Annotated in this window: 21 protein-coding genes; 12 read left to right on the top strand and 9 right to left on the bottom strand. The window is 43.2% G+C overall.

The features are described 5' to 3' along the window. Positions 1-7: 7 nt before the first annotated feature. Entirely contained in the window at positions 8-778 is a 771-nt protein-coding gene (locus tag PHEP_RS01905; protein ID WP_012780559.1) for a uroporphyrinogen-III synthase, read from the bottom strand. Between the two features lie 18 nt (positions 779-796). Next, positions 797-1,783: a DUF4271 domain-containing protein gene (locus PHEP_RS01900; protein WP_012780558.1), complete on the bottom strand. Its 987-nt coding sequence runs from the start codon at positions 1,781-1,783 to the stop codon at positions 797-799. A gap of 122 nt (positions 1,784-1,905) precedes the next feature. Between PHEP_RS01900 and hemW the strand changes: the two genes are divergently transcribed. Further along, complete coding sequence (gene hemW, locus PHEP_RS01895; RefSeq protein ID WP_012780557.1) at positions 1,906-3,045, top strand: radical SAM family heme chaperone HemW; 1,140 nt, start codon at positions 1,906-1,908, stop codon at positions 3,043-3,045. Between the two features lie 17 nt (positions 3,046-3,062). Further along, a complete protein-coding gene (locus PHEP_RS01890; protein ID WP_012780556.1) occupies positions 3,063-3,851 on the top strand; it encodes an SDR family oxidoreductase in 789 nt (262 codons plus the stop codon). A 4-nt stretch (positions 3,852-3,855) separates the two neighbouring features. On the opposite strand, the gene PHEP_RS01885 is transcribed toward PHEP_RS01890, so the two are convergent. Genes PHEP_RS01885 through PHEP_RS01875 form a run of 3 tightly spaced genes read right to left on the bottom strand, consistent with a single transcriptional unit; the run spans position 3,856 to position 8,313 of the window. Next, positions 3,856-4,992 carry a formylglycine-generating enzyme family protein gene (locus PHEP_RS01885; RefSeq protein WP_238326531.1) on the bottom strand — a complete coding sequence of 379 codons (1,137 nt, stop codon included), beginning with the start codon at positions 4,990-4,992 and terminating at the stop codon, positions 3,856-3,858. Positions 4,993-5,031: 39 nt separating this feature from the next. Next, the gene (locus PHEP_RS01880) at positions 5,032-6,300 is read right to left on the bottom strand and encodes a DUF1501 domain-containing protein (protein WP_012780554.1); all 1,269 of its coding nucleotides are present in this window, start codon (positions 6,298-6,300) and stop codon (positions 5,032-5,034) included. An 18-nt stretch (positions 6,301-6,318) separates the two neighbouring features. Beyond that, entirely contained in the window at positions 6,319-8,313 is a 1,995-nt protein-coding gene (locus PHEP_RS01875; RefSeq protein ID WP_012780553.1) for a DUF1800 domain-containing protein, read from the bottom strand. Positions 8,314-8,434: 121 nt separating this feature from the next. On the opposite strand from PHEP_RS01875, the gene PHEP_RS01870 reads away from it, so the two are divergent. The 8 genes from PHEP_RS01870 to PHEP_RS01835 all read left to right on the top strand — a co-directional run bounded on the left by PHEP_RS01870 (position 8,435) and on the right by PHEP_RS01835 (position 18,049). Then, positions 8,435-10,537: an alpha-amylase family protein gene (locus tag PHEP_RS01870; RefSeq protein ID WP_012780552.1), complete on the top strand. Its 2,103-nt coding sequence runs from the start codon at positions 8,435-8,437 to the stop codon at positions 10,535-10,537. Between the two features lie 85 nt (positions 10,538-10,622). Continuing rightward, positions 10,623-11,174, top strand: coding sequence for a fasciclin domain-containing protein (locus PHEP_RS01865; protein WP_012780551.1), 552 nt, complete (start codon positions 10,623-10,625; stop codon positions 11,172-11,174). A gap of 175 nt (positions 11,175-11,349) precedes the next feature. After that, the gene (locus PHEP_RS01860; RefSeq protein WP_012780550.1) at positions 11,350-12,231 is read left to right on the top strand and encodes a cupin-like domain-containing protein; all 882 of its coding nucleotides are present in this window, start codon (positions 11,350-11,352) and stop codon (positions 12,229-12,231) included. Positions 12,232-12,315: 84 nt separating this feature from the next. Beyond that, positions 12,316-13,197, top strand: a complete 882-nt coding sequence (locus tag PHEP_RS01855; RefSeq protein WP_012780549.1) for a cupin-like domain-containing protein — start codon at positions 12,316-12,318, stop codon at positions 13,195-13,197. Positions 13,198-13,278: 81 nt separating this feature from the next. Beyond that, positions 13,279-14,376 (top strand): vWA domain-containing protein, encoded by a 1,098-nt coding sequence (locus PHEP_RS01850; protein WP_012780548.1) that lies wholly within the window; start codon positions 13,279-13,281, stop codon positions 14,374-14,376. Next, positions 14,376-15,869, top strand: a complete 1,494-nt coding sequence (locus PHEP_RS01845) for a sigma 54-interacting transcriptional regulator (RefSeq protein WP_012780547.1) — start codon at positions 14,376-14,378, stop codon at positions 15,867-15,869. The genes PHEP_RS01850 and PHEP_RS01845 overlap by 1 nt, the downstream gene beginning before the upstream one ends. Before the next feature lie 21 nt (positions 15,870-15,890). Beyond that, positions 15,891-17,150, top strand: a complete 1,260-nt coding sequence (locus PHEP_RS01840) for a metallophosphoesterase (RefSeq protein WP_012780546.1) — start codon at positions 15,891-15,893, stop codon at positions 17,148-17,150. Positions 17,151-17,167: 17 nt separating this feature from the next. Continuing rightward, positions 17,168-18,049, top strand: coding sequence for a UbiA prenyltransferase family protein (locus PHEP_RS01835; protein ID WP_012780545.1), 882 nt, complete (start codon positions 17,168-17,170; stop codon positions 18,047-18,049). Here the strand turns inward: PHEP_RS01835 and PHEP_RS01830 are convergent. From PHEP_RS01830 to PHEP_RS01815, 4 genes are all read right to left on the bottom strand, one after another. Continuing rightward, positions 18,046-18,735 (bottom strand): response regulator transcription factor, encoded by a 690-nt coding sequence (locus PHEP_RS01830; protein WP_036675418.1) that lies wholly within the window; start codon positions 18,733-18,735, stop codon positions 18,046-18,048. The two genes, PHEP_RS01835 and PHEP_RS01830, sit on opposite strands and share 4 nt — an antisense overlap. A gap of 4 nt (positions 18,736-18,739) precedes the next feature. Further along, positions 18,740-20,407 (bottom strand): sensor histidine kinase, encoded by a 1,668-nt coding sequence (locus PHEP_RS01825; RefSeq protein ID WP_012780543.1) that lies wholly within the window; start codon positions 20,405-20,407, stop codon positions 18,740-18,742. Positions 20,408-20,418: 11 nt separating this feature from the next. Then, positions 20,419-22,317 carry a S9 family peptidase gene (locus PHEP_RS01820; RefSeq protein ID WP_012780542.1) on the bottom strand — a complete coding sequence of 633 codons (1,899 nt, stop codon included), beginning with the start codon at positions 22,315-22,317 and terminating at the stop codon, positions 20,419-20,421. A gap of 146 nt (positions 22,318-22,463) precedes the next feature. Further along, positions 22,464-23,969, bottom strand: a complete 1,506-nt coding sequence (locus PHEP_RS01815) for a PAS domain-containing protein (RefSeq protein ID WP_012780541.1) — start codon at positions 23,967-23,969, stop codon at positions 22,464-22,466. Between the two features lie 64 nt (positions 23,970-24,033). Between PHEP_RS01815 and PHEP_RS01810 the strand changes: the two genes are divergently transcribed. Further along, positions 24,034-25,842 (top strand): tetratricopeptide repeat protein, encoded by a 1,809-nt coding sequence (locus PHEP_RS01810; protein WP_012780540.1) that lies wholly within the window; start codon positions 24,034-24,036, stop codon positions 25,840-25,842. 15 nt (positions 25,843-25,857) lie between these two features. Continuing rightward, positions 25,858-26,160 carry a DUF4286 family protein gene (locus tag PHEP_RS01805; RefSeq protein ID WP_012780539.1) on the top strand — a complete coding sequence of 101 codons (303 nt, stop codon included), beginning with the start codon at positions 25,858-25,860 and terminating at the stop codon, positions 26,158-26,160. The last annotated feature ends 4 nt before the right edge of the window (positions 26,161-26,164 follow it).

Below are 26,164 nucleotides of genomic sequence, written 5' to 3'. Positions count from 1 at the left end.
AGAAACTTTATTTGTTCGATTTTTTTATATAATTCTCAATTGCCATAATCATAGAAGGCGCTTCCGGTGAAGGAGCTGCTATGTCCACAATTAACCCGGCATCTTTAACCGCTTTATGGGTATTTACCCCAAAGGCGGCAATTCGAGTGTTATTTTGTTTAAAATCGGGGAAATTTGTATACAGCGACTGTATACTTGAAGGACTGAAGAAAGCAATAATATCGTAAAAAACTTCAGCAAGATCAGAAAGATCAGACACTACTGTCCTAAACAGAACTGCGGGTGTAAAATCGTACCCATTTTTCTGTAAAAAATTCATTGTGTCTTCAGTTGCAACATCAGAGCAAGGATAAAGGAATTTTTCATCTGCATGTTTTTTCAGCACTTCAGCTAAATCTGCCGCAGTTTGTTTACCAAAAAAGATCTTGCGTTTTCTATATTGAATATATTTCTGCAGGTATAAGGCCGTTGACTCAGAAATACAAAAGTATTTCAGATCAGCGGGAACATCATACCTCATTTCTTCACAGATCCTGAAAAAATGATCAACTGCATTCCTGCTGGTAAATACTACGGCAGTAAAATCACTTAAAGTAATTTTGTCTTTTCTGAAATCTCTCGCTGGGACCCCCTCAACATGAATAAATGATCTAAAATCAATTTTCAGGTTGTACTTCTTTGCCAAATCAAAATAAGGAGACTTCTCTGTTTCTGGCTTTGGTAAGGTTACCAATATACTTTTCACTTTACGTAACCTATCGTCTGTCATTTCTTGCATTTTACCTAATTACCGCTTTTATAATCCTATCGCCTTGATTAATATTAATATAGGGCAGATTTCGAGGGCACAAAAGTACAAAAATAAATATACTTTTGAAAACCGATAATGAGATAAAATATTTACTCCCGCTCTAATAAATTGAAAAACAAATACAATAATTAACAGAATAAATGAAATAGCAATATAATAAGGTCCATACTTTAAAGGAGATAAGGCAAAAGCGATCACCAGAGGTATAAACATTAATGCGATATTAAAATAACTTAAATATAATATAGAAACATATTCGTTTATCGCTTTCTGGATGCTGAAAAGATATCCCAGTAAGCGCAGCAAAACGATTTTCAATACATACAGCAGTACAATCAAAACAGATATGCTTATATAAAAACGGAACCCACTGTCAGAAAATGAGAGATGATAATATTGGGTAACCAGGTAAAAAAACATTCCTATTGTAAAACCAAACTGCACAAACAAGAGTAAAAATGGCCAGGAAGTAAACAGATTATCCTCCTTATTTAAATTATTCAATATCCGGTTGCTGAAAAAAGATTGAACTATCGTTTGCAGCTGTTTGGAAAAGGAAACTTTTAATGAGGCGAACAAAACCAGCAACAATGCAATTACCCCAAGTACCCATAAATTTCCTTTAGGGACTGGTGTACCCGTATGATACGGGTTTACATTAACCTTTGATTCAAACTCCCTATACCGTGTAAACAGACCTGACCGGCCATAAGTATTTGCCTTTAAAATACTGTCTATGATGATATTTTTATCCAGTAAAGAATCTGGTATGATCCAGGTGTGCATCAGGATTGAATCCGTTACAAATTTCTGTCTGGCAAAATAGGCAGAATCCTTAACTATTCTTTGTGTATAATATTTTTTAACCGCAACCGTGGTATCAGGCAGAGCAATACCTTCCTGGGCCAGCACCGGGCTAAAGTTTGTTCCAAAAAATATAACAACAAATAAAACAATCCGCATTAAAATCATTAACGCAAAAATAGCTTATTCCGGCATTAATTCACCATGGCTTTTTTTCCAATCATCTGTATCATCAGTATGAAGGGTATCCTTATGGTCATCTACAGTTTTACTTTTATTATCTTTGTCCCATGTCCGGAATTTATATCCACATCCCATTCTGCAAAAAAGCCTGTACCTATTGTGATTTTCATTTCAGCACTTCTTTAAAATATATAGATGAAATGACTGATGCGATATGTACAGAGATCATTAAAAAACAGGACAGGATAACCGGACAGGTGGGCAGTATTTATTTTGGTGGGGGAACTCCTTCGGTGCTTCCGGCCAGATCGTTCGAAAAGATTTTTCATACCCTAACCCGGCATTTCTCGATCTCTTCTGAGGCAGAAATTACCATTGAAGCTAATCCTGACGATCTGGATGCCAAAAAAATCACTGAACTGAGACAGCTCCCTGTAAACCGGTTCAGCATCGGCATCCAGTCTTTTTTTGAAGAAGACCTGATCTGGATGAACCGGGCACATAGTGCCAAGGAAGCTGAAGATTGTATCAAACGTAGTCAGGATGCCGGTTTTGAAAACCTGAGCATTGATCTCATTTACGGCTACCCTTTACTGACCGACAATAAATGGCAGCGAAACATCCAAAAAGCGATTGAGTTCCAAACCCCGCACATTTCAGCCTATTCGCTTACCGTTGAACCCAGGACTGCCCTGGCCAGTGCCATTAAAAAGGGGAAACAGGTTCCCGTTAATGAAGAACAAAGTGCTGCCCAGTTCCTTACCCTGATCAACAAATTAAAAGAGGGGGGATTTGAACATTACGAAATCTCCAATTTTAGTCAGCCGGGCAAATATGCGGTGCACAATACCAATTACTGGCGCGGTGTACCTTACCTGGGTATCGGCCCTGCTGCGCATGGATTTGATGGGCAGAACCGCTACCTTAACATAGCAAACAATGCTGCTTATTTAAGTGCCTTACAGGCAGGAAACCTGGCCGAAACAATTGAGGAATTGAGTACATACGACAGATTTAATGAATACATCATGACTTCTCTCCGTACCGTCTGGGGCACCAGTCTGCAAAAGATCATGGCAGATTTTGGAAAGGAATTTTTAACCGGCACCCTAAAAAGCATACAACCTTTTATAGAAAAACAATGGCTCATAAACCAAAACCAACAACTGATTCTGACACAGGAAGGTAAATTATTTGCTGATCACATCGCATCTGAATTATTTCTGATACAAGATGACCATCTTTAACCACCAATTTAGAAAACATGAAGAACAAAGTTGTCTGGATTACCGGCGCATCATCCGGTATTGGAGAAGCCCTCGTATATGCCTATGATAAAATGGGCGCAAAGCTGATCTTATCCTCACGCAATCGCGACGAACTATATAGGGTTAAAAACGCCTGCAAAAGTCCGGTGAATATCCATGTACTGCCTTTAGATCTGGAAAACACCGCTGCTCTCGAGAGCAAAGCTGAAGAAGCCATACGGATTTACGGACACATCGACCTGCTGATCAACAGTGGAGGCATTAGTCAAAGAAGCCTGGCATTAACCACAGAAATGCAGACAGAACAACGGTTAATGAACGTAAACTTCTGGGGAACCGTTATATTAAGCAAGGCTGTCATCAAAAACATGATTGCCCATGGTGGTGGAAAGATCGTTTGTATCAGCAGTCTTGTAGGAAAGTTTGGCACACGTTTAAGGTCAGCCTATTCGGCCTCCAAACATGCCCTGCATGGATATTTCGACTCATTGCGTTCAGAAGTATTCGACAAGAACATACAGATCACTATCGTATGCCCGGGCTTCATCAAAACTCAGGTCTCCATAAATGCCCTGACAGCCAATGGCAGTCCACAAGGTACGATGGATAGTGGTCAGGAAAACGGCATGTTACCTGAAGAATGTGCAAGGCAAATCGTTCAGGCTGTTCAGCAGCAGAAAGAAGAGGTATATATTGGTGGTAAAGAAATAAAAGGTGTCTGGTTTAAGCGCTTCTTTCCACTCCGGTTTTCCAGATACATGAGAACAGCAAAAGTAACCAGGTAAATTTTTAGTTAGCTACACACCTGAAACCGGTATTCTCCAGGCCTGTGTCCATAGAGGACTTCATTTTTGAGCTTACCCTATATCCCTTGCAATAAGAAGAGTGGCACATAAACGAACCGCCCCTGATAATTTTCTTAGGAATGGTAGGTTCATCGGCATCGTAGCTTTCGGCTGGTCCTTTCGGATTATTTACTTTTCCCTTCAGGCCCCTGTAATAGTCGGCGGTATACCAGTCTGCGGTCCATTCCCATACATTCCCAGACATGTCGTAAAGGCCATAGCCATTTGCAGCGAAAGATTTTACAGGGGCTGTACTTGAAAAACCATCTGTTTTTAAGTCTGTATAAGGAAATTCACCCTGCCAGGTATTCGCCTTAACTTTTCCCTTATCCAGACTTTCATCGCCCCATGGATACTTTTTACGCTGCAAGCCACCTCTGGCAGCATATTCCCACTCCGCTTCAGTAGGCAGGCGTTTACCCGCCCATTTGGCATACGCAGAAGCATCTATCCAGGAAACCTGAGTAACTGGATAATTGTCTTTACCCACAATAGTACTTTTAGGGCCTTGAGGATGTTTCCAGCTGGCTCCGACTGTCCAGCGCCACCATTGAGAAACATCATTGAGGTTTACACGCTTGGTGGGTTTTGAAAAGGTTAAAGATGCAGGCTGTAACAACTCATCAGCAGGTTTGGGTGTGCCTGGCGGTAGTTGTTTTTTCAGCTCTTCCCAGTCTGGTTTGCGTTCGGCCTGCGTTACATAACCCGTAGCCTTTACAAAACGCGCAAATTGTGCATTCGTTACTTCTGTTTCATCAATCCAAAAGCCATCCATCACCACTTCATGTGCAGGATACTCATCGGGCCGGCCTTCATTGTCCGCAGCACCCATTGCAAAACTTCCGGCCGGAATAAATTTCATCCCTTCATGCGAAGCTTTTGCCTTCGGATCCTTTGCACCCAAAGAATCAATTGCACCAATCGATCCAAACCTTTTAGGCAGATTGGCATTGCAGCAACTGGAATCCGTTTTTACAGCCATACCTTCGGCCTCATTTCCGGTGGCTGTTGTTTTAACATTTTTTTGATTACATGAGGCAATCCCCATCGCCACCAGCAAGGATAAAATAACTCTTTTCACTTTGTAAAAATAGCGATAAAATGAATACCAGGAAATAAGCTAGCGCATTACACCAATTTTGTTACCATCCCAGTCCGGAAAAAGCACCTTATCGTTATTGATGTTCAGGTGCTTATCCGCTACTTCACTAAAAACACTTCTAAAATCTGTAGTAACGGCCAGATCACGCCCATCTTCCAGGTTCTCAACTGCCAGCGGGTTTACCAAACCGTGCACCAGGCCGCCGCTCACCCCGTTCCCCAAAATAAAGTTACAGGATCCCCTGCCATGATCTGTTCCCCCAGTCCCGTTCTGTTTTACCGTACGGCCAAACTCGGTCATGGTCATTACTGTAACATCATCCTGATAAGTTCCCATATCAGTCCAGAACGCCATTATACTATTACTCAGGTCGTTCACATTTCTTGCAAAAATCCCGGTTTCTGCACCCTGATTAAAGTGGGTATCCCAGCCACCAGATTCAGCAAAAGCAACCTCCATCCCAACATCCATTTTAATCAACTGGGCAATTTGTTTTAATGAATTGCCCAATGCTGTATTTGGATATATGGCGTTGTTTGAAGGAGAGTAATTCTTGGTATCCACCTTTTGAAGCATTTTTATCGCATCAAAACTCTCTTTACCGGTTTCTTTTAACAAACCAGACGAAGTGGTATCATATAAGTCTTCAAAGCTTTTAGCTGCCATATTGGCCCCCTTCACATTTCCACGCAGCTGGATGTTAAAATCCTGTAGATTACTGATGGCCACCGCCGGATTATCACCATAAAATGACCTTGGCAGTGACGAGGTTAAACTCACCCCCTGAAATGGTGTGGCCGCTTCATGTCCCAGTAAGCCTACGGCACGGTTTAACCAGCCGCTATCTGTACCCTTTCTGAAAGGTGTACCCGATTCCATAAAATCCTGTGCATCAAAATGCGAGCGGGTAGTATTTGGTGAACCGATGCCATGTACAATAGCCATTCTTTTTTCCCTGAACACTTTTTCAAATGCAGCCATAGAGGGGTGCAAACCAAAACGGCCATCCAGATCAATCAGCGGAGTGCGCTTTCCATTACCTCTTGCAGCATCCATAAACAATGTTGGCCTTGCTGCCCTAAGGTATTGATCTGTAAATGGGGTTACAGCCATCAGCCCATCCATTGCCCCACGCTGAAAAATGCAAACAAGTATTTTTTTTCTTTTAAACAAACCCGGTGCTTTTGTACTGGCAACCGCTTCTGCCAAAAACCCCGGGATCCCGCCCAATCCAATTCCAAATAAGGCCAGTCCCCCTGCTTTTATAAATCCTCTTCTTGAAGTCATGATGATATATTTTAAGGTTTATTTACGTTGAAATTCAGGTGATCCGATAATTACCCCTACTACCTGTGCCAGCATGGTATTGTTGCCTGCAGCAGTTGCGATCTTATTTGCCTTCTTACCAAATCCCCTGTTGGCTACTTTAGCCCCCGCCTTATCTTCCTGATTCATCATTCCGGAATCAGAACTTGCCATGTTTGTTTCCACAACCTGGGGCGGTGCAGCCTTAGCAGCAGCAGTTTCCACTTTATTCACCAGATCAGGATCATTTAACATTCGTTTTAACCGTTTTACCGTCTCATCCAGGTTACGTTCCGGCATAATGAGCTTACTGTAAATAAGCAGGGCCGCATCCGCACTTTCAGGCTCATGGTTGTTATTTAGTGAAGCCAGGTTAATTTTGATACCTGGTATACGTTGTGTAGCCAGGGCCAGGCCAAAGTTCATCCTGTTTAACAAAGAACCGGTATTGATCCAGTATTGTCCCCTGTCCGGAAAACCTGTTGGGGCCTGGTAATAATACATACGCTGCCCCATTTTATTGATCCAGGTATACAGTTGATAGGGTTGTGTAATTTTGGCATCCAAACTGCGTACAGCACTAATGGCCAGTTCAAATGGCGATTTTGTTTTTTCTCTCAATGCATCCTTGCCCCAGAATTCCGGAGCTGTTACCATAGCAATCATCACCTGCTTAATGTCGCCATCAGTTTTCGTAAAGGTCCCGGCCATTCTGTCCACCAGCGCCGGCGAAGGATTATCGTTCACAAACCGTGTAGCGAGCTTTTTAGAAATGAACTTCGCAGTAGAAGGGTGATGGGCAAGCATGGATAGTAATGTTACCCCTTCTTCATATCCACCATGTGCCGGAAAGCGCTTTCCTAAAACTACCTTTTCTCCATTGTCATGGCGGTTAGGTATAAAAAGAAAATCACCCTCATGTACAAAGCCTCTTTTTTCAAGTGTATTTTCGTCTACCCTGTTCAACAGGTTTTTTGCAGCAGAACCATATCCGTTATCACCCATTGGTGCAATGGTCCAGCCCGTTAAAACTCTTGCTGCCTGGGTTACATCGCTTTGCGTATATCCTCCATCTACACCTAAGGTATGCAGTTCCATTACCTCACGGGCATAATTTTCATTCAGCCCACCTTGTTTCTTTTTCTGCTGCTGTTTTTTGAAAGCAGGAGAATTTGCCATTAGTTTTGCCCTTGCAGCCTGGCGATTTTTAATGGTCTGCATTTCTCCCATCTGCATTTGCATGCCATCATTATCGGCAACCTGCTGCCCGCTGCTCGAAAAATTATCCAGGTACATCAGCATTGCAGGAGATTTTGCCGTAGCCAGCAACAGCGTTTCAAACTTACCTGTTACATTTGGCCTGATCACATCCCGTTCATAGGCGGGAATAAAAGAAGCACTTTGGTTTTTTGTTAAAGAAACATTGAAATGATTGAACCAGAAATCGGTCAGCAATTCATGCAACTGGTTGTTGGTGTAAGCAGCCCTTAATATTTTTTGGTTAAAAAACTGGCGGTACAGCTCCTGCTGCGGTTTATATCCTTTGGAATCCATAAAAGCTTTTATCTTCTGCCGGTATTCCTTGCCATCAGCCTTATTCACTGAGTCTTTATCGATGATCCCATCCTTAACAGCCATGCGGACAGCCTGACCCGGACGCGGATATTTGTTCTCCACTTCCGTATTGCTCAGGTTAATATCTTCGTACTGATTTAACATCCTGTTTAAGGAATCGTCTTTAAGCTTCCCATCCAATTGCTGTTGAAACCATTTTTCCAGGCCAGTTTTAACAACCTCATCAATGTCCTCGGCCCTGGCCCCATAAGTAAACCTGCTTAAAAGATGTGCAGCTGCCTGCCGTTCATCCAGTCCGGCCTGCTTATACGGAAAAGAAAATCTCACAGCAGCAGATTTCTCCTTTTCAAAGGAAGAACACAATCCTGCAATAAATAGCAGGAATACAAATGAATAGATAACTTTTACCGGTGTTTTCATACCTTGTTTATTTTGATTATAACGATAGGACAACAGAAAACTGATAAGGATTAATCAATATTTGTAATTGATGTATTATAATCCTAATTTCGGTGGATACACACAAAGCAAAATCTAATCCATGATTAAACCAGGCAATTTATTCCATATCTCCCTTCTTATTCTTTTTACCGGCATTTTTAATTATAGCTATTCTCGGGTACGTACCCCAAAAGAACTGAACACTTGTAAGGCTATACTGATCAATAATGTACTTACCCTGGAAAATGACTATCTGAGCAGAAGTTACAACTGGAATAATGGCGACCTGATCAGCACACAGCTAACCGATAAAAAAAATAAACACAGCTGGTTGTTAAACGGAAACAAGCCCGATTGCATTTTGCCAGGCAGCGGAAAAGCTGAAAGTGGCAGTCTGCACGTAGAAGCAGTGGCTGCAACCTCTATTGCGCCCGCCTATTTAAGGGCACAGGTAGAGGTCAAATTTGGGTCGCTTTTTGTAAGAAGGGTTTTCAGAATATATCCGGAAAGCCCTGCCATTGCCTGCGATTTCTATTTAAAAGGCTCGGTAAACGAAAAATGGGCCTCCACAAATGTAAATGTAGGCGACCTCATCAATATTGAAAAAATTGAAGCCATAGCTCAAGGCAAAGCCAATGCACCGGTCATAGAAAATCTGTCGCTACCGGGTAAACACTGGCGTTTAAATTCAGTCGAATTTTTTGATGTGACCGACCGACGCAACAACCTGGTTCAGGAATATCAGCAATTGTTGTACAATGGCGAAAGCAGGATGAAGGGCAACCTTTTATTTATAAATGATGTACTGAGCGATAAAGGCATTTTTATTCTAAAAGAAAGCCCTACCGCTGAAGCCCAACTGGCCTATCCCGGATTTGATTTTCTGGCACGCTGGGGAAATATCCAGGCCGCCGGCATAGGTGTATTGCCTTCTGACATCCCTAAAAATGAGTGGGTACGCTGTTATGGCTTTGTAACCGGCGTTACTGCCGGAAGCACACTGGACAGGCTCTCAGCTTTACGCAGCTATCAGAAAAACCTGCGCACACACCTGCCGGGGCGTGACGACATGATCTTGTTAAATACCTGGGGCGACCGCAGTCAGGATAAAAAGATTGGCCTCGATTTTAGCCTGAACGAGATCAGGGCAGCACATAAACTGGGCATTACCCATTTTCAACTCGATGATGGCTGGCAAACCGGGCGTTCAGCCGCCTCTGCTTTGTCTAAAGGAAGTTTCGAAGGCATCTGGAAAAGACGGGACTACTGGCTGCCAGATATCAAAAAATTCCCCGATGGCTTAAGTCCCCTGGTCAATTTGGGTAAAAAACTTGGAATAGAGATCTGTGTATGGTTCAATCCCAGTCAGGACAGCAGTTATGTGCACTGGCAGGATGATGCAGGGGCACTGATCAGCTTATATAACAAATATGGCATCCGTACTTTTAAAATTGACGGTGTCCATGTAATGGATAAACAGAGCGACATCAATATCCGGAAAATGCTGGACAGCGTGATGAAAGTCACAAACAATGAAGCCGTTTTTAACCTGGATGTAACTGCTGGCAAAAGGTATGGCTATCATTATTTTAATGAATATGGAAATATATTTCTTGAAAACAGATATACCGATTTTGGTAGCTATTATCCTTCCTGGACACTGAGAAATCTATGGATGTTGTCCAGATACGTCCCTCCGCAAAATTTACAGATAGAATTTTTGAACAACTTCAGAAATACAGACAAGTATGCAAAAGATGATCTGCTGGCTCCCTCAACCGTAAGTTTCGGTTACGAATTTGCTTTAACCATGATGGCCCAACCTTTGGCCTGGATGGAAGCAAGTGGTTTGCCCGAAAAGGCATACAGCATCACACCAACCCTGAAAAAATACCGGGACATTCAGTCAAAATTGCATTCCGGACAAATATTTCCTATCGGCGAAGAACCCAGCGGCACCTCCTGGACCGGCTTTCAATCCATCTTAGGCAATCAGGGTTACCTGCTGGTCATCAGGGAACGCAATGCCCAAGCTACATGCGCCGTTCAAACCTGGTTACCCGCCGGTAAAAAAATAAGGCTGCAAACCGAATTGGGGCAGGGCAAAAATACCACAGCCAATGTGGATAAAGAAGGCCGGGTAACATTTAGCCTGCCTGCAAACAACAGTTATGCCCTCTATCATTACCAAATTATAGAATAGTCGTTTCCTCTTTTTTTAGAAATCTGATAAAGAAAAAATCCGTACCATTTTTTTCTTCGTATCTGCCTGTATAAAACAAAAAATTATGAAACGAATTATTTTATCAGCAATTGCCATAGTAGCTCTGGCATTCACAACACAGGTTTACGCTCAAAAAAATCCGATGGTAGGTGGTGCTGCAATGTACGCCACAAAAGACATTGTAGACAATGCAGTAAACTCTAAAGACCATACTACACTTGTTGCTGCCGTTAAAGCAGCCGGATTGGTCGAAACTTTAAAAGGAGCAGGACCATTTACTGTTTTTGCCCCAACAAATGCTGCATTCAACAAACTGCCTGCCGGAACGGTAGCGACCCTACTGAAACCTGAAAACAAATCCGCCTTAACCAAAGTATTAACTTATCATGTTGTTGCCGGTAAATGGACTGCGGCAGACATTGACAAAGCCATCAAAAAAGGAAAAGGCAAAACAGAACTGACTACTGTTGAAGGCGGTAAACTCTGGGCATGGATGGAAGGAAAAAAATTAGTACTTAAGGATGAAAAAGGCGGAACTGCAACGGTTACCATTGCCAACGTAATGCAAAAAAATGGAGTGATCCATGTGATTGATACCGTATTGATGCCAAAATAAAAATTGAAAAGCTGAGGGGGATATGTGTAAGCCGGGACTTTAACAGTCCCGGCTTTTTATTTCGCTAAGCCCTGACTTTTTTACACCATTTGTCAGGGTATTTTAATTTTTCATCCAACTTTACCTTCCGGATAACGGATTGTATAATTTTGCTTCATCTTAACAATTTATTTATATGAAGTTTAACCTGACTCCTATTGATATCGTTAATGACATCAGCAAAACAGATTTTGAAAAGCACTATCTGAACCCTCGCAAGCCCTTGATCATTAAAAACATGTCTAAAAGCTGGCCAGCTTATGAAAAATGGAATCTGGACTATATGAAAACTGTGGTTGGCGATAAAACAGTGCCCCTGTACGACAGCTCCAAAGCCGACCCTTCTAAACCCATTAACGCTTCTGCTGCAGAAATGAAGTTTGAAGATTATATAGAACTCATTAAAACCACACCAACGGATCTCCGCATATTCCTGTTCGACCCCATTAAACAGGCTCCTAAACTGCTTGAAGATTATCGCGCCCCTAAAGATTTAATGGGCGGATTTTTGGACAGCTATCCCAATATGTTTTTTGGTGGCAAAGGCTCTGTAACCTTTTTGCATTACGACATAGACCTTGCCCATATTTTTCATACCCATTTTAATGGCCGCAAACACGTTATCCTTTTTGAAAACAAATGGAAAGCGCGTTTGTACCAAATCCCTTATGCAACCTATGCCCTCGAAGATTATGATGTGGAACGTCCGGATTTCGAGAAATTCCCTGCCCTAAAAGGAGTGCAGGGTGTAGAGGCATTCCTTGAACATGGCGACACGCTGTTTATGCCTACCGGATACTGGCACTGGATGAAATACCTGGATGGTTCTTTTTCCATCAGTCTGCGTGCCTGGGATAAATCCTGGGCAGTAAAGGCCAAAAGCTTATATAACCTTACCCTGCAGCGCAAGTTTGATGATTTCATGAAGGCCAATTTCAGGGAAAAATACATGAACTGGAAAGAAGACCTTGCCATTAAAAGGGCTAACAGGGCCCTGGCCAGACAGCAACCTTACTAATCTTGTAAATTTATTTTACATTTGTTAGCAAATAAGATCGGCAACAGGCATTGAGCCGTTCCTGGTATCTTATGACGAAACAATATGAGCTTTATTTTAAAGCCGGTAGATACCGTTGAAAGCATCAGCCCTGCTGATTTTAAAAAGAATTACCTGGATGCACGCCGTCCATTGATCATCAAAGGCTTAACCAAAACCTGGCCAGCCAGAGAAAAATGGACAACCGACTACCTGAAACAGATTGGGGGCGACATTACTGTAAGCCTGATGGACAATTCAAAGGCCGACCCCTCCAAACCCATCAACGCCTCGGTAGCAGAAATGAAGTTCGGCGATTATCTTGACCTCATCAAAAAAGAGCCTACAGAACTGCGCATTTTCTTTTTTAACCTTTTTAAACACTATCCCGACCTTATAAATGACATCGTGATTCCTAAAGACCTGATGGGTGGCTTTATTGAAAGCATGCCAGCCATGTTTTTTGGTGGTTCCAACTCCGTTACCTTTTTACATTACGACATCGATTTGCCCCATCTTTTTCACACCCATTTTGGTGGCAGAAAACACATCATATTGTTTGACAACAAATGGAAAAAACGCCTTTACTGCATACCCAATGCCACTTATGCTTTGGAAGATTACGATGTGGCGAATCCCGACTTCGAAAAGTTCCCTGCTTTAAAAGGTGTAGAGGGCTATGAGGTCTTTCTTGAACATGGTGATACCCTGTTTATGCCTACCGGAATGTGGCACTGGATGAAATACCTGGATGGCTCTTTCTCCTTGAGCCTCAGGGCCTGGGATGCTTCCATCACCCGAAAAGCGCAAAGTGTGTTTAACCTGGCTGTAAAAGGCGGGCTCGACAGCGTGCTAAAAATGGCCTTTAAAGCACCTTATGCAAAATGGCGGGAACGTTTGGCTGTTAAAAGGGCTGAAAGTGCAATGGCCGAAGGCAGTCCTAAATAATCCTGGCAGGTATTTTTACAACCGTTTAACATTACTGCCACTACAAACTTTTACCTTCGATAATTCGTTTATACTGAATACATGAGAGGGTTCCAATTTTCTGATTTTAAACCTGATGATCTGCCCAAAGGCGGATTTGATGAATTGCTCAAACTCTTTACCCAATTGCTCAACTATACCGCGGGCGATGCAGGGGAAACCCTTGCCTGGATGAACGAGCTGGATAAGCAGTATAAGTTTACCAATAATGAATATGGTATGGGCGATTTTATAGATGACCTGAAAGAAAAGGGTTATTTACAGGAAAATCCTGCTAATGGCGACCTGAGCATTACCGCCAAAACAGAACAGACCATCCGGCAATCGGCTCTGGAAGAGATTTTTGGCAAGCTGAAAAAGGCCGGTAAAGGAAACCACAACAGCAACATTTCGGGCATAGGGGAAGAAAAAAATGCCGACAGACGGGAATATACCTTTGGCGATAGTCTGGACCAGATCGACATGACTGCTTCCATCCACAATGCCCAGATCAATCATGGCATCGGCAACTTCACCCTTACCGAACGCGATCTGGAAGTAGAAGAGAAAGACTATAAGACCCTTACTTCCACAGTGCTGATGATAGACATTTCCCATTCCATGATCCTTTACGGTGAAGACCGCATCACACCTGCAAAGAAGGTAGCCATGGCCCTTGCCGAGCTCATTAAAACCCGGTACCCCAAAGACACTTTAGACATTGTCGTTTTTGGGAACGATGCCTGGCCCATTACCGTAAAAGATTTGCCTTATTTACAGGTAGGACCTTACCATACCAATACTTTTGCAGGTCTGGAACTGGCTACCGATCTATTGCGCAGGCGCAAGACCCATAACAAACAGATCTTTATGATCACAGACGGTAAGCCTACCTGCTTAAAGGAAAACGGCCGTTATTATAAGAACAGTATGGGGCTGGACAGAAAGGTCATCAATAAGACCTTAAACATGGCCGCGCAATGTAAACGCCTGGGCATACCCATCACTACCTTTATGATTGCCCAGGACCCCTATCTGCAGCAATTTGTACGTGAATTTACACAGATCAACGGGGGCAGGGCGTTTTATAGCTCACTGAACGGACTGGGAGAATACATTTTTGAAGACTACATTAAAAACCGAAGAAAGACAGTTAGATAATGGATCACATCAACATAAAAACACTGGGCGAACTAAAGGCCTCAAACTATACCTCAATTTCTGTAAAAGATGAGCTGCGCAAAAACCTGATCAGACAGCTGCAGGATAAAGATGCAGGCTTTGATGGTATCCTGGGTTACGATGAAACGGTAATACCAGAACTGCAAACCGCAATTTTGTCCCGTCATAATATCCTTTTACTGGGCTTACGCGGACAGGCCAAAACACGCATCGCCCGTTTAATGGTTAATCTGCTCGATGAGTACATCCCTTATATAAGCGGCAGCGAGATCTTCGATGACCCGCTCAACCCCATTTCCTGGTATGCCAAACATGAAATCCTGATCCATGGCGACAATACGCCCATCAGCTGGCAGCACAGGTCTGAACGTTATACCGAAAAGCTGGCTACACCTGATGTAACGGTGGCCGACTTAATCGGCGATGTAGACCCTATTAAAGCGGCTACCTTAAAATTAACGTATAACGATGAGCGCGTCATCCACTTCGGGCTGATACCAAGGGCACACCGCAGCATTTTTGTCATTAACGAATTACCCGACCTGCAGGCACGCATACAGGTAGCCCTGTTTAACATGCTCCAGGAAAAGGACATCCAGATCAGGGGCTTCAAATTGCGGCTGCCACTTGATGTGCAGTTTGTGTTTACAGCCAATCCTGAAGACTATACCAATCGTGGTTCCATCGTTACTCCGCTGAAAGACCGTATTGAAAGCCAGATCCTGACCCACTATCCTAAAACAATAGCAATTTCCAGGAAAATCACTTTCCAGGAAGCCAGGATCAGTCCGGAACAAAATAAAAACATTGAAGCAGACGGACTGGTAAAGGACCTGGTAGAACAGGTGGCTTTTGAAGCCCGGAAAAGTGAATTTATTGACCAGAAATCAGGTGTATCTGCCAGGCTCACCATCTCTGCCTACGAAAACCTGATCAGCACTGCAGAACGCAGAATGCTCATTAACAGAGAAAAAAACACTATGGTGAGACTATCCGATCTGACTGGTATTATCCCCGCAGTAACCGGAAAAATTGAGCTGGTTTACGAAGGGGAGCTGGAAGGCCCCGCAAAGGTAGCCAATACCCTGATCGGTAAAGCCATCAAAAGCCTCTTTGCCCGCTACTTCCCCGATCCTGAAAAGGCAAAGAAAAGCAGAACCGCCAATCCTTATGCCGCCATTACAGAATGGTTTACAGAAGGGCATACCCTGGATATTTCCGACGACCTGAGCAACGCACAGTATAAAAAAGAATTGATGAAGGTGGCAGGCCTGTACGATCTGGTCAAAAAGCTTCACCCTAAAGTAAGCGACAATCAAACGCTGCTGCTCATGGAATTTGCACTGCATGGTCTTGCCGAATACTCTCAGCTTAACAAAAAATATCTGGAAGGCGGCTTTGGCTTCTCCGATATGTTCGACAGCCTGTTCAACGTCGACCTGGAAGAAGAGGACGAAGATGACAACTATTAATTAAACCGCAACAACAGCTTTATGGGCAGAATCTCTGTGATCCTTTTTTTATGTGTTTTTCTACTGGTATTTGATTACTATTGCTATAGGGCCATTTTATCTGTATTCAAAAAATGGAAGCCCGGTACAAAAAAAATATTCAGTATTTTATGGTGGGCCTATACCATTGCATTGCTGATAGGCGTTTTTGCAAGCATTTACCTGAACCTGTATCTGGCCATCAGGGCCATTATCCTGGTTGCTTTCTTTTTAACTGTGGTGTGCAAATTTGTAATGCTGCCCTTCCTGTTAATTGATGACCTGCGCAGAGGCCTGATCCGGTTCACCCGCTCCAATAAAAAGACCTCCCTGCCTGCAACTGCGGCTAAACAGGCTGCAACCGGAGAACCCATCAGCCGCTCAGCTTTTCTGATGAAAGCAGGAATGGTAACCGCGGCCATTCCCCTGGCCTCTTTAAGCTGGGGTGTGGTATCAGGCGCCTATGATTATAAGATAAAACGCCGTAAGCTGATCCTCCCTAACCTGCCAAAAGCTTTTGACGGCATTAAAATGGCACAGATATCCGATATCCACTCGGGCAGTTTTTACAATAAAAAAGCGGTACTGGGTGGTGTAGAAATGCTACTGGGCGAAAAACCAGACTTTATATTCTTCACCGGCGACCTGGTTAATGACATGGCCAGCGAGATGCGCAACTACCAGGATATATTCTCGAAGGTCAAAGCACCTTTAGGCGTATATTCCACATTGGGGAACCACGACTATGGCGACTACCATTTTGGCAGAACACCTTCGCCTGCAAAAGCAAAAAACCTGCAGGCTGTAATCAAAACACATGAACTGATGGGTTGGGACCTGCTGATGAACGAAAACAGGAGGCTAAAGGTAGATGGCGAAGAAATCGGCATCCTGGGTATCGAAAACTGGGGCATGGGCCGTTTCCCTAAATATGGAAAGATGGAACTGGCCGTTAAAAATACGGATGACCTGCCTGTTAAATTGTTGCTGTCACACGACCCTTCGCACTGGCGTGGCCAGGTGCTTGGCAGCTATCCGCAAATAGACGCCATGTTTAGCGGTCATACCCATGGGATGCAGTTTGGGGTAAGAACGGAACATTTTCAATGGAGTCCTGTACAATACATCTATAAAGAATGGGCAGGTCTATACCAGGAACAAAACCAGCAGTTGTATGTCAACGTAGGTTATGGCTTTTTAGGCTACCCTGGCCGCGTTGGAATTTTGCCGGAAATAACGATATTTGAACTGAAGCGCGCCTAACCAATTGCTTTCTCCAGATGATCAAAAAAGTGCTCTTGTCTATTCTTGATTTTTTGCTGTTCAGCAACCTGTTTATTGCCATCTGTGCAGTAGCCCAGGGTCTGATCACCTATCATTTATTAAAGGCCGAGCCCGACAAGTACATTCTTGCCATTATCTTTTTTGGTACCATAGGCATTTACAATTTCAGCATGTTGCTGTCCAAACCTAAGAACCCGGAGAACTCGCAATATGTAAGGGTCAGGTGGATTTTTTCCCATCACCGGCTCATCATTTCCATCACACTGATCTCCATGCTTTGCCTGATCCCGCTGGGCCTGCTTTACCTGAGCATTGAAGCCAAGCTGCTGATGATCTTTACGGCTGTACTGGCATTGGGCTATAACATTCCATTTCTTACCCTCAACAACCAGAAGATAGGCCTGCGCAACATCCCTGGTATAAAACTTTTCCTTATTGCACTGGTATGGTCTATCAGCTGTGTGCTGCTGCCTATTGTAGAACTGGAACACAATTACCAGATCAGCATCTCCTCTGCAGAAACACTGCTGCTGGTAGCCAAACGTTTCCTGTTCATTGCTGCCATTACCATCCCATTTGACATCAGGGACCTTTTTCAGGACAAGCTATATGCATTAAAAACTATTCCTGTAATGTTGGGAGAGAAGAAAGCCTATCTCTTCTGCCAGTTTTTACTGCTGGGTTACCTGGCATTGCTGATCCTTTTCAATCAGGCCATAAATGCAGACATCATTGCCTTAACCTTAACCATTCTGCTTACAGGCTGGTTAATTTTCAAATCCAACATTAAAAAGAATGAATATTATTATTTCTTCTTTCTGGATGGCACCATGCTGCTGCAATATTTAACCCTGGTACTCATCAACCTCCGGTTTTAGGAAGGGTTAAAACGGTAGCCCACGCCTCTTACAGTTTGCAACAGCTGCGGGTTGTCGGGGTTCAGTTCTATCTTTTTGCGCAAGCGCACAATGTGCATATCCAGCGTACGCGTATTTACATCAGAATTATAGCCCCATACCACCAGCATCAGTTCATCCCTGTTGATCACCTTATTCGGGTTCCGCAAAAAGTATAGCAATATCCTGTTCTCCAGAATGGTCAGCTCTATTTTCTTTCCGTCCCTGAACAAAGTATGGATATTAGGATGATGTTCCATATTGCCAAAACGGTGTACTTCAGAACGGTCGTTATTTAAAATAAACTTCACTTTACTGTCCAGCATGGCCACCAGCACATCCATGTTAAAAGGTTTGGTTACATAATCCGAAACCCCAAAGTTATAAGCATCAATCTTGTCCACATCCTGTGCCTTGGCAGTCATCATAATGATCAGGTTATCAAAACCCTGTTTCCTTACTTCTTCACACACCTCTGCACCCTGTTTACCGGGCAGCATCCAGTCCAGCAATACAATATCCGGTTTTTCAGCCAGGATCATGCGTTCCGCAGCCTCACCATCGCCCACTTCCGAAACCTCGTAGCCTTCGGCCTTTAAACGATGTACAACTAAAAAGCGTAAATTCTCATCGTCCTCAACTATCAGTATTTTAACTCCTTTCGACATAGTATTAATCATTATATGGTAGTACAATCTTAAATTCTGTTCCTTTGTTCACCTTACTTCTCACTGTAATTTCACCCTTCATAAAATTAACCAGTTCCTTACAAAAAGCCAGCCCCAAGCCAACGCTCCCATTCTGGTTGTACTGATTTTGTATCCGGAAAAACTTCTTAAATATATTATTAATTTCTGATGCAGGTATACCAATGCCCTGGTCTGTAAACCTAAACACCACTTTCCCTTTAATCAGCCTGGCACTGATGTGTAGTTTTTTACGTTCTGCGGGCGAATATTTATAGGCATTTTCAGCAAGGTTATCAAACAAACTGCCCAGCAGTACCGGATCGGTCACAAAAGTAGTAAACCCTGAAACCTCATAACTGAAGTCGAAATCAGGGTGTTTTAACCGATGTGATTCAACAGTACTTTCCAAAAAGTCCAGCATCTTGATCTCATCCCTGTTCAGGGCAATCGCCTTATTTTCTATCTGTGTAAAGGCAAGCAGCTTATTCATCAGTCCATTTAGCTTGTCGGCCTCTTCATCCAGTATTTTTCCATACATCTTCAGTTCCCTGTCTGTCAGCGCCGCAGCACTTTTAATGTTGTTCCCTGCAATCTTTATCACGCTAACCGGTGTCTTAAACTCATGTGTAAGGTTGTTTACAAAATCATATTGCAGTTTAAACATCTTCTGGTTAATGTTCAGGTTGCGGTAAATTAAAAAGGCTACCAATACCACAATACTGTAAAACAACAGGATTGCCACTGCAATAGGAAGAAAATAACTAAACACTTCCTTTTCAATAAAAGACTTTGAAGAAATAAAATATAGTTTATAATCAGAAAACGGGCCCGGTAAAGTGATCTCCGTGCTCAGGTATACTTCGGTTGTATCCAAAGGGTCGTAAGTAAGCGGCTCTATTTTAATGTACTGATATAAAAGCGGGCGGGTATTTTTGATCTTTATTTTATAAGGATCCAGCTGGAACGACAGCATATCCTGCTGATAAACAGGATTCGCTGCAAGGCGGCTGCGCATCATTTTCTTATACACTTTCAAGTCCTCCATCCGGGGGATGTTCAGGTAGGTGATCTTGTTGGACCTGACAATACTGAAATTGCTGAACAGCTCATCCTGCCCTGGTACACGGGTAGTATCCAGGCCTTCTATATAAGACACCAGCTTTAAACCCAGGGTATTGAAATCGTCCCCAACAATAAAATTACGGGTATTGTTCCTCGAGAACAACTGTACTGAATCCAGGGGCACCAGGCTGCCAAACTGGTAAATGTTTTTAGGGCCGAAAGAGAATCTACCAATATTTAAGCCATCGCTGACCGGCGCATTGCTCACTTCCGAATCATAAAAAACAACTTTCGAAACAAAAGGATATTCCAGCAAAACGGTATCCACAAAACTGGCTGCCGTTGCAGAATCCAGGTAGCCATTATAATAAGACACTTCCGGTAGTTTCTTTTGAAAAAAGTCGTTATACGCCTTGATACTCTCTTCAAGCACGTTTACCTTCTCCGATACAAACTCATTCTCAATGTATTTTGTACTGAACCTATAGGCCAGGCCCAGCGAAAGCAGGAACAGGACAGACATCAGCACGATGAAGGTGAGTATCAATGAAAAATTCTTACGGTAACCGTCTTTTTTCTCTGAAGCCATTAAACGTGAATTTACTTCCTTTTCAGGTTAACTTCTAAAAATTCTTCAAGGGCATCATAAAATTTACGTCTTCCTTCCGGATTCCTGGCGTAATAGATATTTATATCGCCGTCATTTTCCAGATAAGTAACACTGACATTGCGTTTTTTAAGGTTTTTCACAAATTGTATGGCCTCGCCGGAATTGTTGTTCGGATCTTTAATGTTCTCGGCCAGCAATACAGGTGCGTTGATCTTATCTACCTGAAACAGGGGCGATACCTTACGTATCTTGTCAATATCTGTTAAAGGATTACCGATAATTTCATAATACATCTGCAAATTTGGCTTTTGATACGGGGGGATCGATTTCAAATAGGTGAACAGGTTAATCACGCCTGAATTTGATGCGGCACAGCTATAAGTACCTTTATTTAAATACAGGCCATTTAATGCTATATAACCACCAAAGCCGGTACCGTATATACCAACACGCTTAGGATCAGCAATTTTACGGTCGATCAGCCATTTTACCCCATCGTAGATATCATCCTGAATTTTGCCACCCCATTCTTTAAAACCAGCAGCCACAAAGGTTTTACCATAACCTGATGAGCCTCTGTAATTGATCTGGAATACCGCATAGCCCCTGTTTGCCAGAAATTGTACTTCAGGATTGTAGCCCCATAAATTTCTTTGTCCCGGCCCATCATGCGGCAACACTACCACGGGCAGGTTCTCCGCTTTTACATTCAGGGGCAGGGTTAGGTATCCATGAATTTTCAGGCCATCTCTTGAGGTATAAACCACTGGTTTCATTTCACAAAGTTCGCTTTCATGAATCGAGGCATTAAAATCACTCAGTTTTCGCAATTTACCCGTAGTGGCAAAATACAGGTAATAAGAACCTGGGTTCCTGTCCGTAAATGTCCTCAGTATGAATACCGTTTCTGCCTTGTCCTTGTCAAATATCCGGGTCTCTGTTTTTGGCAAAAGCTTGTCGAGATTGCTGTAAACCTGCCTTACGGAGTCATCCAGGTAATGCTTTTCTTTTTTCCAGGTTTCATACACCACGAAAGAAATCCGCTGGTTTTTCTTTGAATACTGGGCATCAGTAATGTTCAGGCTATCGTTACAAAAAATATTCTTTATTTCTTTGCCGGTGTTGCAATCCACTTCAACCAGGGCAGTCTTGTCGCGGTTTACATCCGATATGGCATAAATTACATTGGGTCTTTCATGACTAAAAGCAACAGGGTAGAACGTGTCCTTGAAATTGCTGGTCAGTACTTTTTTAAATTGCTGGTTTTCATTTGCCCGGTACAGGATCGTAGAATTTACCCCATCACTGCTTATGGCAAGCCGAAGCTTCCCTTCGGCATCTGTTCTCCAGTCGATGATATTTCCCGGGTTTTTAGCGGCCATTTCCATCTGTCCGTTCCGCACGTTTAAACGGTAAACATCAAAAACAGTCGAATCCCTTTTATTAGAAGATACCAACAGGTATTTATCGTCGATCAGCTGATCTTCAATCACCTTTAACCTGCTCTTTTCATTGTTTACCAGCTGGCGTTCATTTTTCCCTTCCTTGTCAATAATAAACACATCCGATTGCCGGCTCGCTGCATCTACCTCTTTATAATAGATCAGTTCATGGTTGCTTACCCAAAAGTAAAAAACGATTTTTTTATCCTTTAACCGGGTAATATTTTTGCCTCTTCCAGTTTCAATATCCTCAATATAAATGTTCTGGTCCTGCCCCTGTAATTTAAGGTAAGAAAGATTTTTCCCATCTGGCGATAGCCTGTAGCCTATTTTATCCTGCGATTTAAAGAAATCATCAACAGGTATGGTCCTCAACACTTCCTTCTGCCGACAGCCAGCAGCAAGAACCATCAGTACCAGGAAAAAACATCTTTTTAGTCCAATCATAACAGTTACTAGCCCGCAAATCTACGCAACACCGGCTTTGTATGCAGGCAATACACCAATATTGTTACTTTAAAGCCTTAATGTTACGCAAAATAACCGAAGGTATGTGTTGTTTCAATTAGGGTGGCTATTTCCTGGAAAACATCTTAAACACTTCTCTCAATGATCCCTTTGATCACTTTATCAAGTTCAGTTGCTGAATCATGAAGGTAACTGAGCAGCTGATCCTCATCGGTAACATAACCTCCAGGTTCCCTAAGCAATTGCACCAAGCCCATAATACGTGCCAGGGGTGCCCTAACCAGGTGCGTTTGTGCCCATGCAATATCACGAAGCCTGTGGTTCTGGGTTTCAATGGTATGGATATAATTAATGCGCTCGGTAATGTCCTGCATGGCCCCAATCATCCTTACAGCCTCACCATTGTCGTCGAACAACAAGAATCCCCTGTCCAGCACAAACTTATAATTGCCGTCACTGCACTTAAAGCGATATTCGGCAGTCCAGCGCGAGCGCTTCTCACTTTTACAGGCATCTACAAGAGCCGTAATCTCCAATACATCATCCGGGTGCACATGATCGTACCACCACTGGTAAACCTCTTCTACCTGCTCATAGCCAAAAATTTCTTTGACCCCATTGTTCCAGATCACTTTTTGGCTCAGCAAATCGTAGTCCCATATCGCATCGCTGGTTGCCTTAGACACCGCATTGTAACGTTCCAGATGTTCTTTTATTTCCAGTTCGTGCTGTGTGCGCTGCGTAATATCACGTAAAACACCAATCATTCTAATGGCCTCACCATCATTATTCCTTAAAATGTATCCGTTTTCTTCTATAAATGCATAGCTCCCATCACCCCGCTTAAACCGGTACTGCGCCGTCCAGTGGGTTGTAGTGACCTCCCTTAAAGCCTCACGCAAACTTTTGGTAACCGGATCAATATCACTCTGATGGATCATTTCAATCCACCTTTGAATGGGAAACTTTTCGCCATCAGGCAGGTAGCCGAATATCCTGAAAAAAGCGCCTCCCCACTCCAGGTTGTTGGTAATGATATCCCAGTCGTATATGGCATCATTAGTAGCCTTGTTCACATAATCATACAGCTCATTGCTCGATTTCAAGGCTTCAGCGTATTGCCTGCTCTCCAGAATTATCTGCAACAGGGAACTGGCCCGTTCAATGATATTTAACTCATCTTCAGTTGGCACTTTAACCTCGTTGTAATAAATGGCAAATGTAGCCATAACTTCACCCACCGAATTCACAATTGGCCTGGACCAGCAGGCCAGCAGATTGGAAGCCAATGCAATTTCCCTGTAGCCCTCCCACCTCGGGTCCTTACCAATATCTGCTACAATTACCGTTTGCTTTAAAAAAGCCGCTGTGCCACAGGAACCCACATTATCTGCAATCTGGCCTCCTTCAATTTCTTCAGCATAATCTTTAGGTAAAGAAGAAGCAACCCAGCTATACAGCCTGCCGTTTTTCACCTGCATGATGGTACAATGCATTTCAGGGAACAACAACTCTATACCCTGCACATAATGCGACAGTACCCGCGTAAGTAAAACATCGGACTTTGAATTTAACTCCAAAACTTTCTTTTCAAGCGATTCAAGATCGAATAATCCATCTATTGTTGGCATAGCGAACGAATTAGAAAATGAATTTACTATTTTATTAGCCAAATTCCCGATCTTAGTTCACAGAATGAAAAAAGTAGCTGTAATTGTTTTGCTGTGTTTTGCACACTTGTTTTGCCTGGCGCAGGACAATGTAGACGATGCACTGGCCTATCAGTATTACCAGCAGGGCCAGTATCAGCAAGCTGTTGTCCTATTGGAAAAGCTCTTCAATAATACCAGAAGCGATGCCTATTTTGAACTTTATTTCAATTCACTGTTAAAACTTAAACGCTTTGACGATGCAGAAAAAACAGTTAAGAAACTGATCAGGCAAAATCCTAAAAACCTGCAGTACGGTATTGCACTTGCACGTATTTATCAGGACAAAGGCCAGACCGACGCTGCCAATAAGTTATATATGCAGGTGATTGCCAACCTTCCTGCCGACGAATTTAAGATCAGGGAAATTGCCAATCATTTTTACAGTTTCCAGGCCTACGACCTGGCCATTTCTGCTTTTTTACAGGGCCGGAAAATACTGAACAACGAGCAGCCTTTTACTTACGAACTATTGAGCATTTACCGTTATAAAAAGGACAAGCATATGCTGGTGCAGGAATACCTGAATGCACTGCCACAAATGCCACAGCTGCTGCCACAGGCCGAAAGTGTTTTGGCAACAGTATTTGAAGACAACAGCGATTACCAGCTGCTGCAGTCGGCCCTGCTCAAAAAGATACAAAAAGAGCCGCAGACAGAGGTATATACCAAATTGCTCATCTGGCAATACCTGCAGCAGCAGGAATATGAAATGGCACTGCGACAGCTTATGGCACAGGATAAACGCACAAGAGATGACGGCGGAACTTTATTTAATGCAGCCGGTACCTTTATAGACAATAAAGCTTATCCAACAGCCATTGAGGCTTACGAATACATCCTCAGCAAAGGTAAGGAAAGCCCCTGGTACCTGCCTGCAAAAGTGGAAATGATCAATGCCAAATATCAGTTGGTTATCGCCGGGCATTTTGATAAAAAAGCAATTACCGAGCTGGCCGCAGCATACCAGGCCATTATCGACGAATATGGCAAGAGCAGGCAGACGATCTTTGCCCTGAAGAAATGGGCAAACCTGCAGGCCTATTACCTGGACGACCTGCCCAAAGCTGAAAATGCACTGGAAGAACTACTCAAAACGCCTGGCATTCCGGCCACCGAGGCAGGTCAGGCTAAATTAGATCTGGGCGACATTTATATCCTTACTCAGCAGCCCTGGGAAGCCTTCCTGATCTATGAACAGGTAGCTAAACAGTTCGATAACCAGGAAATTGGCAACGAAGCCCGGTACCGCTCTGCCCGCTTATCCTTTTATCAGGGCAATTTTGCCTACGCCAAGTCGCAGTCCGATGTGCTCAAAGCCTCTACCTCGCAACTGATTTCCAATGATGCACTGAACCTGAGCCTGCTGATAGCTGATAACCTGCAAACTCCGACAGACAGCAATGCACTTAAAATGTATGCCGATGCCGAAATGCTGCAGTTCAGGAACCTGCCCATGAAAGCAATCGCCAAACTGGACAGCATCAACATCGCCTTTCCAAACAACAGCCTCACCGATGATATTTTAATGGCCAAATCAAAAATCTATATCAAAAGCAATGAAACAGATAAGGCTGTTGCGGCCCTGAAGGCCATTATAGATTTAAAGGATAGCAGTATCTGGGCAGATGATGCCCTGTTTACCCTGGCCGATCTGTATGAGAAAAGCGGGAAGGACAATGAACAGGCCAAAAATCTGTATCAGAAACTGATCAATGACTACCCCGGCAGTATGTATACTGCTGAAGCACGCAAACGTTTCAGAAAACTTAGGGGAGACAATGTGGGTACATAATATTATCTTTGCAGCATGTTTTTATACAACGTAACTACAATAGTTGAAGATGCCGCGGCCGAACGCTGGCTGAAATGGATGGAAGAAGTACATATACCACAGGTAATGGGCACCGGAAAATTTGTTTCACACCGTTTGCTCAGGGTATTGGACTCCCCAAATGAAGGGGTAACTTATTGTGCCCAGTACGTTGCAGCCCAGATGGCCGATTACCTGGATTATCAGGAAAAGTTTGCCCCTGCCTTGCAGGCCGATGTGAACAAACATTTCGAAAATCAGTTTGTTGCCTTCCGCACTTTAATGGAATATATCGATTAATCAA

Source organism: Pedobacter heparinus DSM 2366 (assembly GCF_000023825.1).
Taxonomy (GTDB): Bacteria; Bacteroidota; Bacteroidia; order Sphingobacteriales; family Sphingobacteriaceae; genus Pedobacter; species Pedobacter heparinus.
Note: the sequence above shows the minus strand (reverse complement) of the source record. Positions and strands in the feature narration are given on the sequence as shown.

Excerpts from the sequence above, each read along its gene's own strand:
- PHEP_RS01850 (WP_012780548.1), top strand. The coding sequence starts at position 13,279 with ATGAGAGGGTTCCAATTTTCTGATTTTAAACCTGATGATCTGCCCAAA.
- PHEP_RS01855 (WP_012780549.1), top strand. The coding sequence starts at position 12,316 with ATGAGCTTTATTTTAAAGCCGGTAGATACCGTTGAAAGCATCAGCCCT.
- hemW (WP_012780557.1), top strand. The coding sequence starts at position 1,906 with ATGTCCGGAATTTATATCCACATCCCATTCTGCAAAAAAGCCTGTACC.
- PHEP_RS01830 (WP_036675418.1), bottom strand. The coding sequence starts at position 18,735 with ATGTCGAAAGGAGTTAAAATACTGATAGTTGAGGACGATGAGAATTTA.
- PHEP_RS01845 (WP_012780547.1), top strand. The coding sequence starts at position 14,376 with ATGGATCACATCAACATAAAAACACTGGGCGAACTAAAGGCCTCAAAC.
- PHEP_RS01820 (WP_012780542.1), bottom strand. The coding sequence starts at position 22,317 with ATGATTGGACTAAAAAGATGTTTTTTCCTGGTACTGATGGTTCTTGCT.
- PHEP_RS01835 (WP_012780545.1), top strand. The coding sequence starts at position 17,168 with ATGATCAAAAAAGTGCTCTTGTCTATTCTTGATTTTTTGCTGTTCAGC.
- PHEP_RS01905 (WP_012780559.1), bottom strand. The coding sequence starts at position 778 with ATGCAAGAAATGACAGACGATAGGTTACGTAAAGTGAAAAGTATATTG.
- PHEP_RS01870 (WP_012780552.1), top strand. The coding sequence starts at position 8,435 with ATGATTAAACCAGGCAATTTATTCCATATCTCCCTTCTTATTCTTTTT.
- PHEP_RS01805 (WP_012780539.1), top strand. The coding sequence starts at position 25,858 with ATGTTTTTATACAACGTAACTACAATAGTTGAAGATGCCGCGGCCGAA.
- PHEP_RS01825 (WP_012780543.1), bottom strand. The coding sequence starts at position 20,407 with ATGGCTTCAGAGAAAAAAGACGGTTACCGTAAGAATTTTTCATTGATA.
- PHEP_RS01840 (WP_012780546.1), top strand. The coding sequence starts at position 15,891 with ATGGGCAGAATCTCTGTGATCCTTTTTTTATGTGTTTTTCTACTGGTA.
- PHEP_RS01865 (WP_012780551.1), top strand. The coding sequence starts at position 10,623 with ATGAAACGAATTATTTTATCAGCAATTGCCATAGTAGCTCTGGCATTC.
- PHEP_RS01880 (WP_012780554.1), bottom strand. The coding sequence starts at position 6,300 with ATGACTTCAAGAAGAGGATTTATAAAAGCAGGGGGACTGGCCTTATTT.
- PHEP_RS01860 (WP_012780550.1), top strand. The coding sequence starts at position 11,350 with ATGAAGTTTAACCTGACTCCTATTGATATCGTTAATGACATCAGCAAA.
- PHEP_RS01900 (WP_012780558.1), bottom strand. The coding sequence starts at position 1,783 with ATGATTTTAATGCGGATTGTTTTATTTGTTGTTATATTTTTTGGAACA.
- PHEP_RS01810 (WP_012780540.1), top strand. The coding sequence starts at position 24,034 with ATGAAAAAAGTAGCTGTAATTGTTTTGCTGTGTTTTGCACACTTGTTT.
- PHEP_RS01890 (WP_012780556.1), top strand. The coding sequence starts at position 3,063 with ATGAAGAACAAAGTTGTCTGGATTACCGGCGCATCATCCGGTATTGGA.
- PHEP_RS01875 (WP_012780553.1), bottom strand. The coding sequence starts at position 8,313 with ATGAAAACACCGGTAAAAGTTATCTATTCATTTGTATTCCTGCTATTT.
- PHEP_RS01815 (WP_012780541.1), bottom strand. The coding sequence starts at position 23,969 with ATGCCAACAATAGATGGATTATTCGATCTTGAATCGCTTGAAAAGAAA.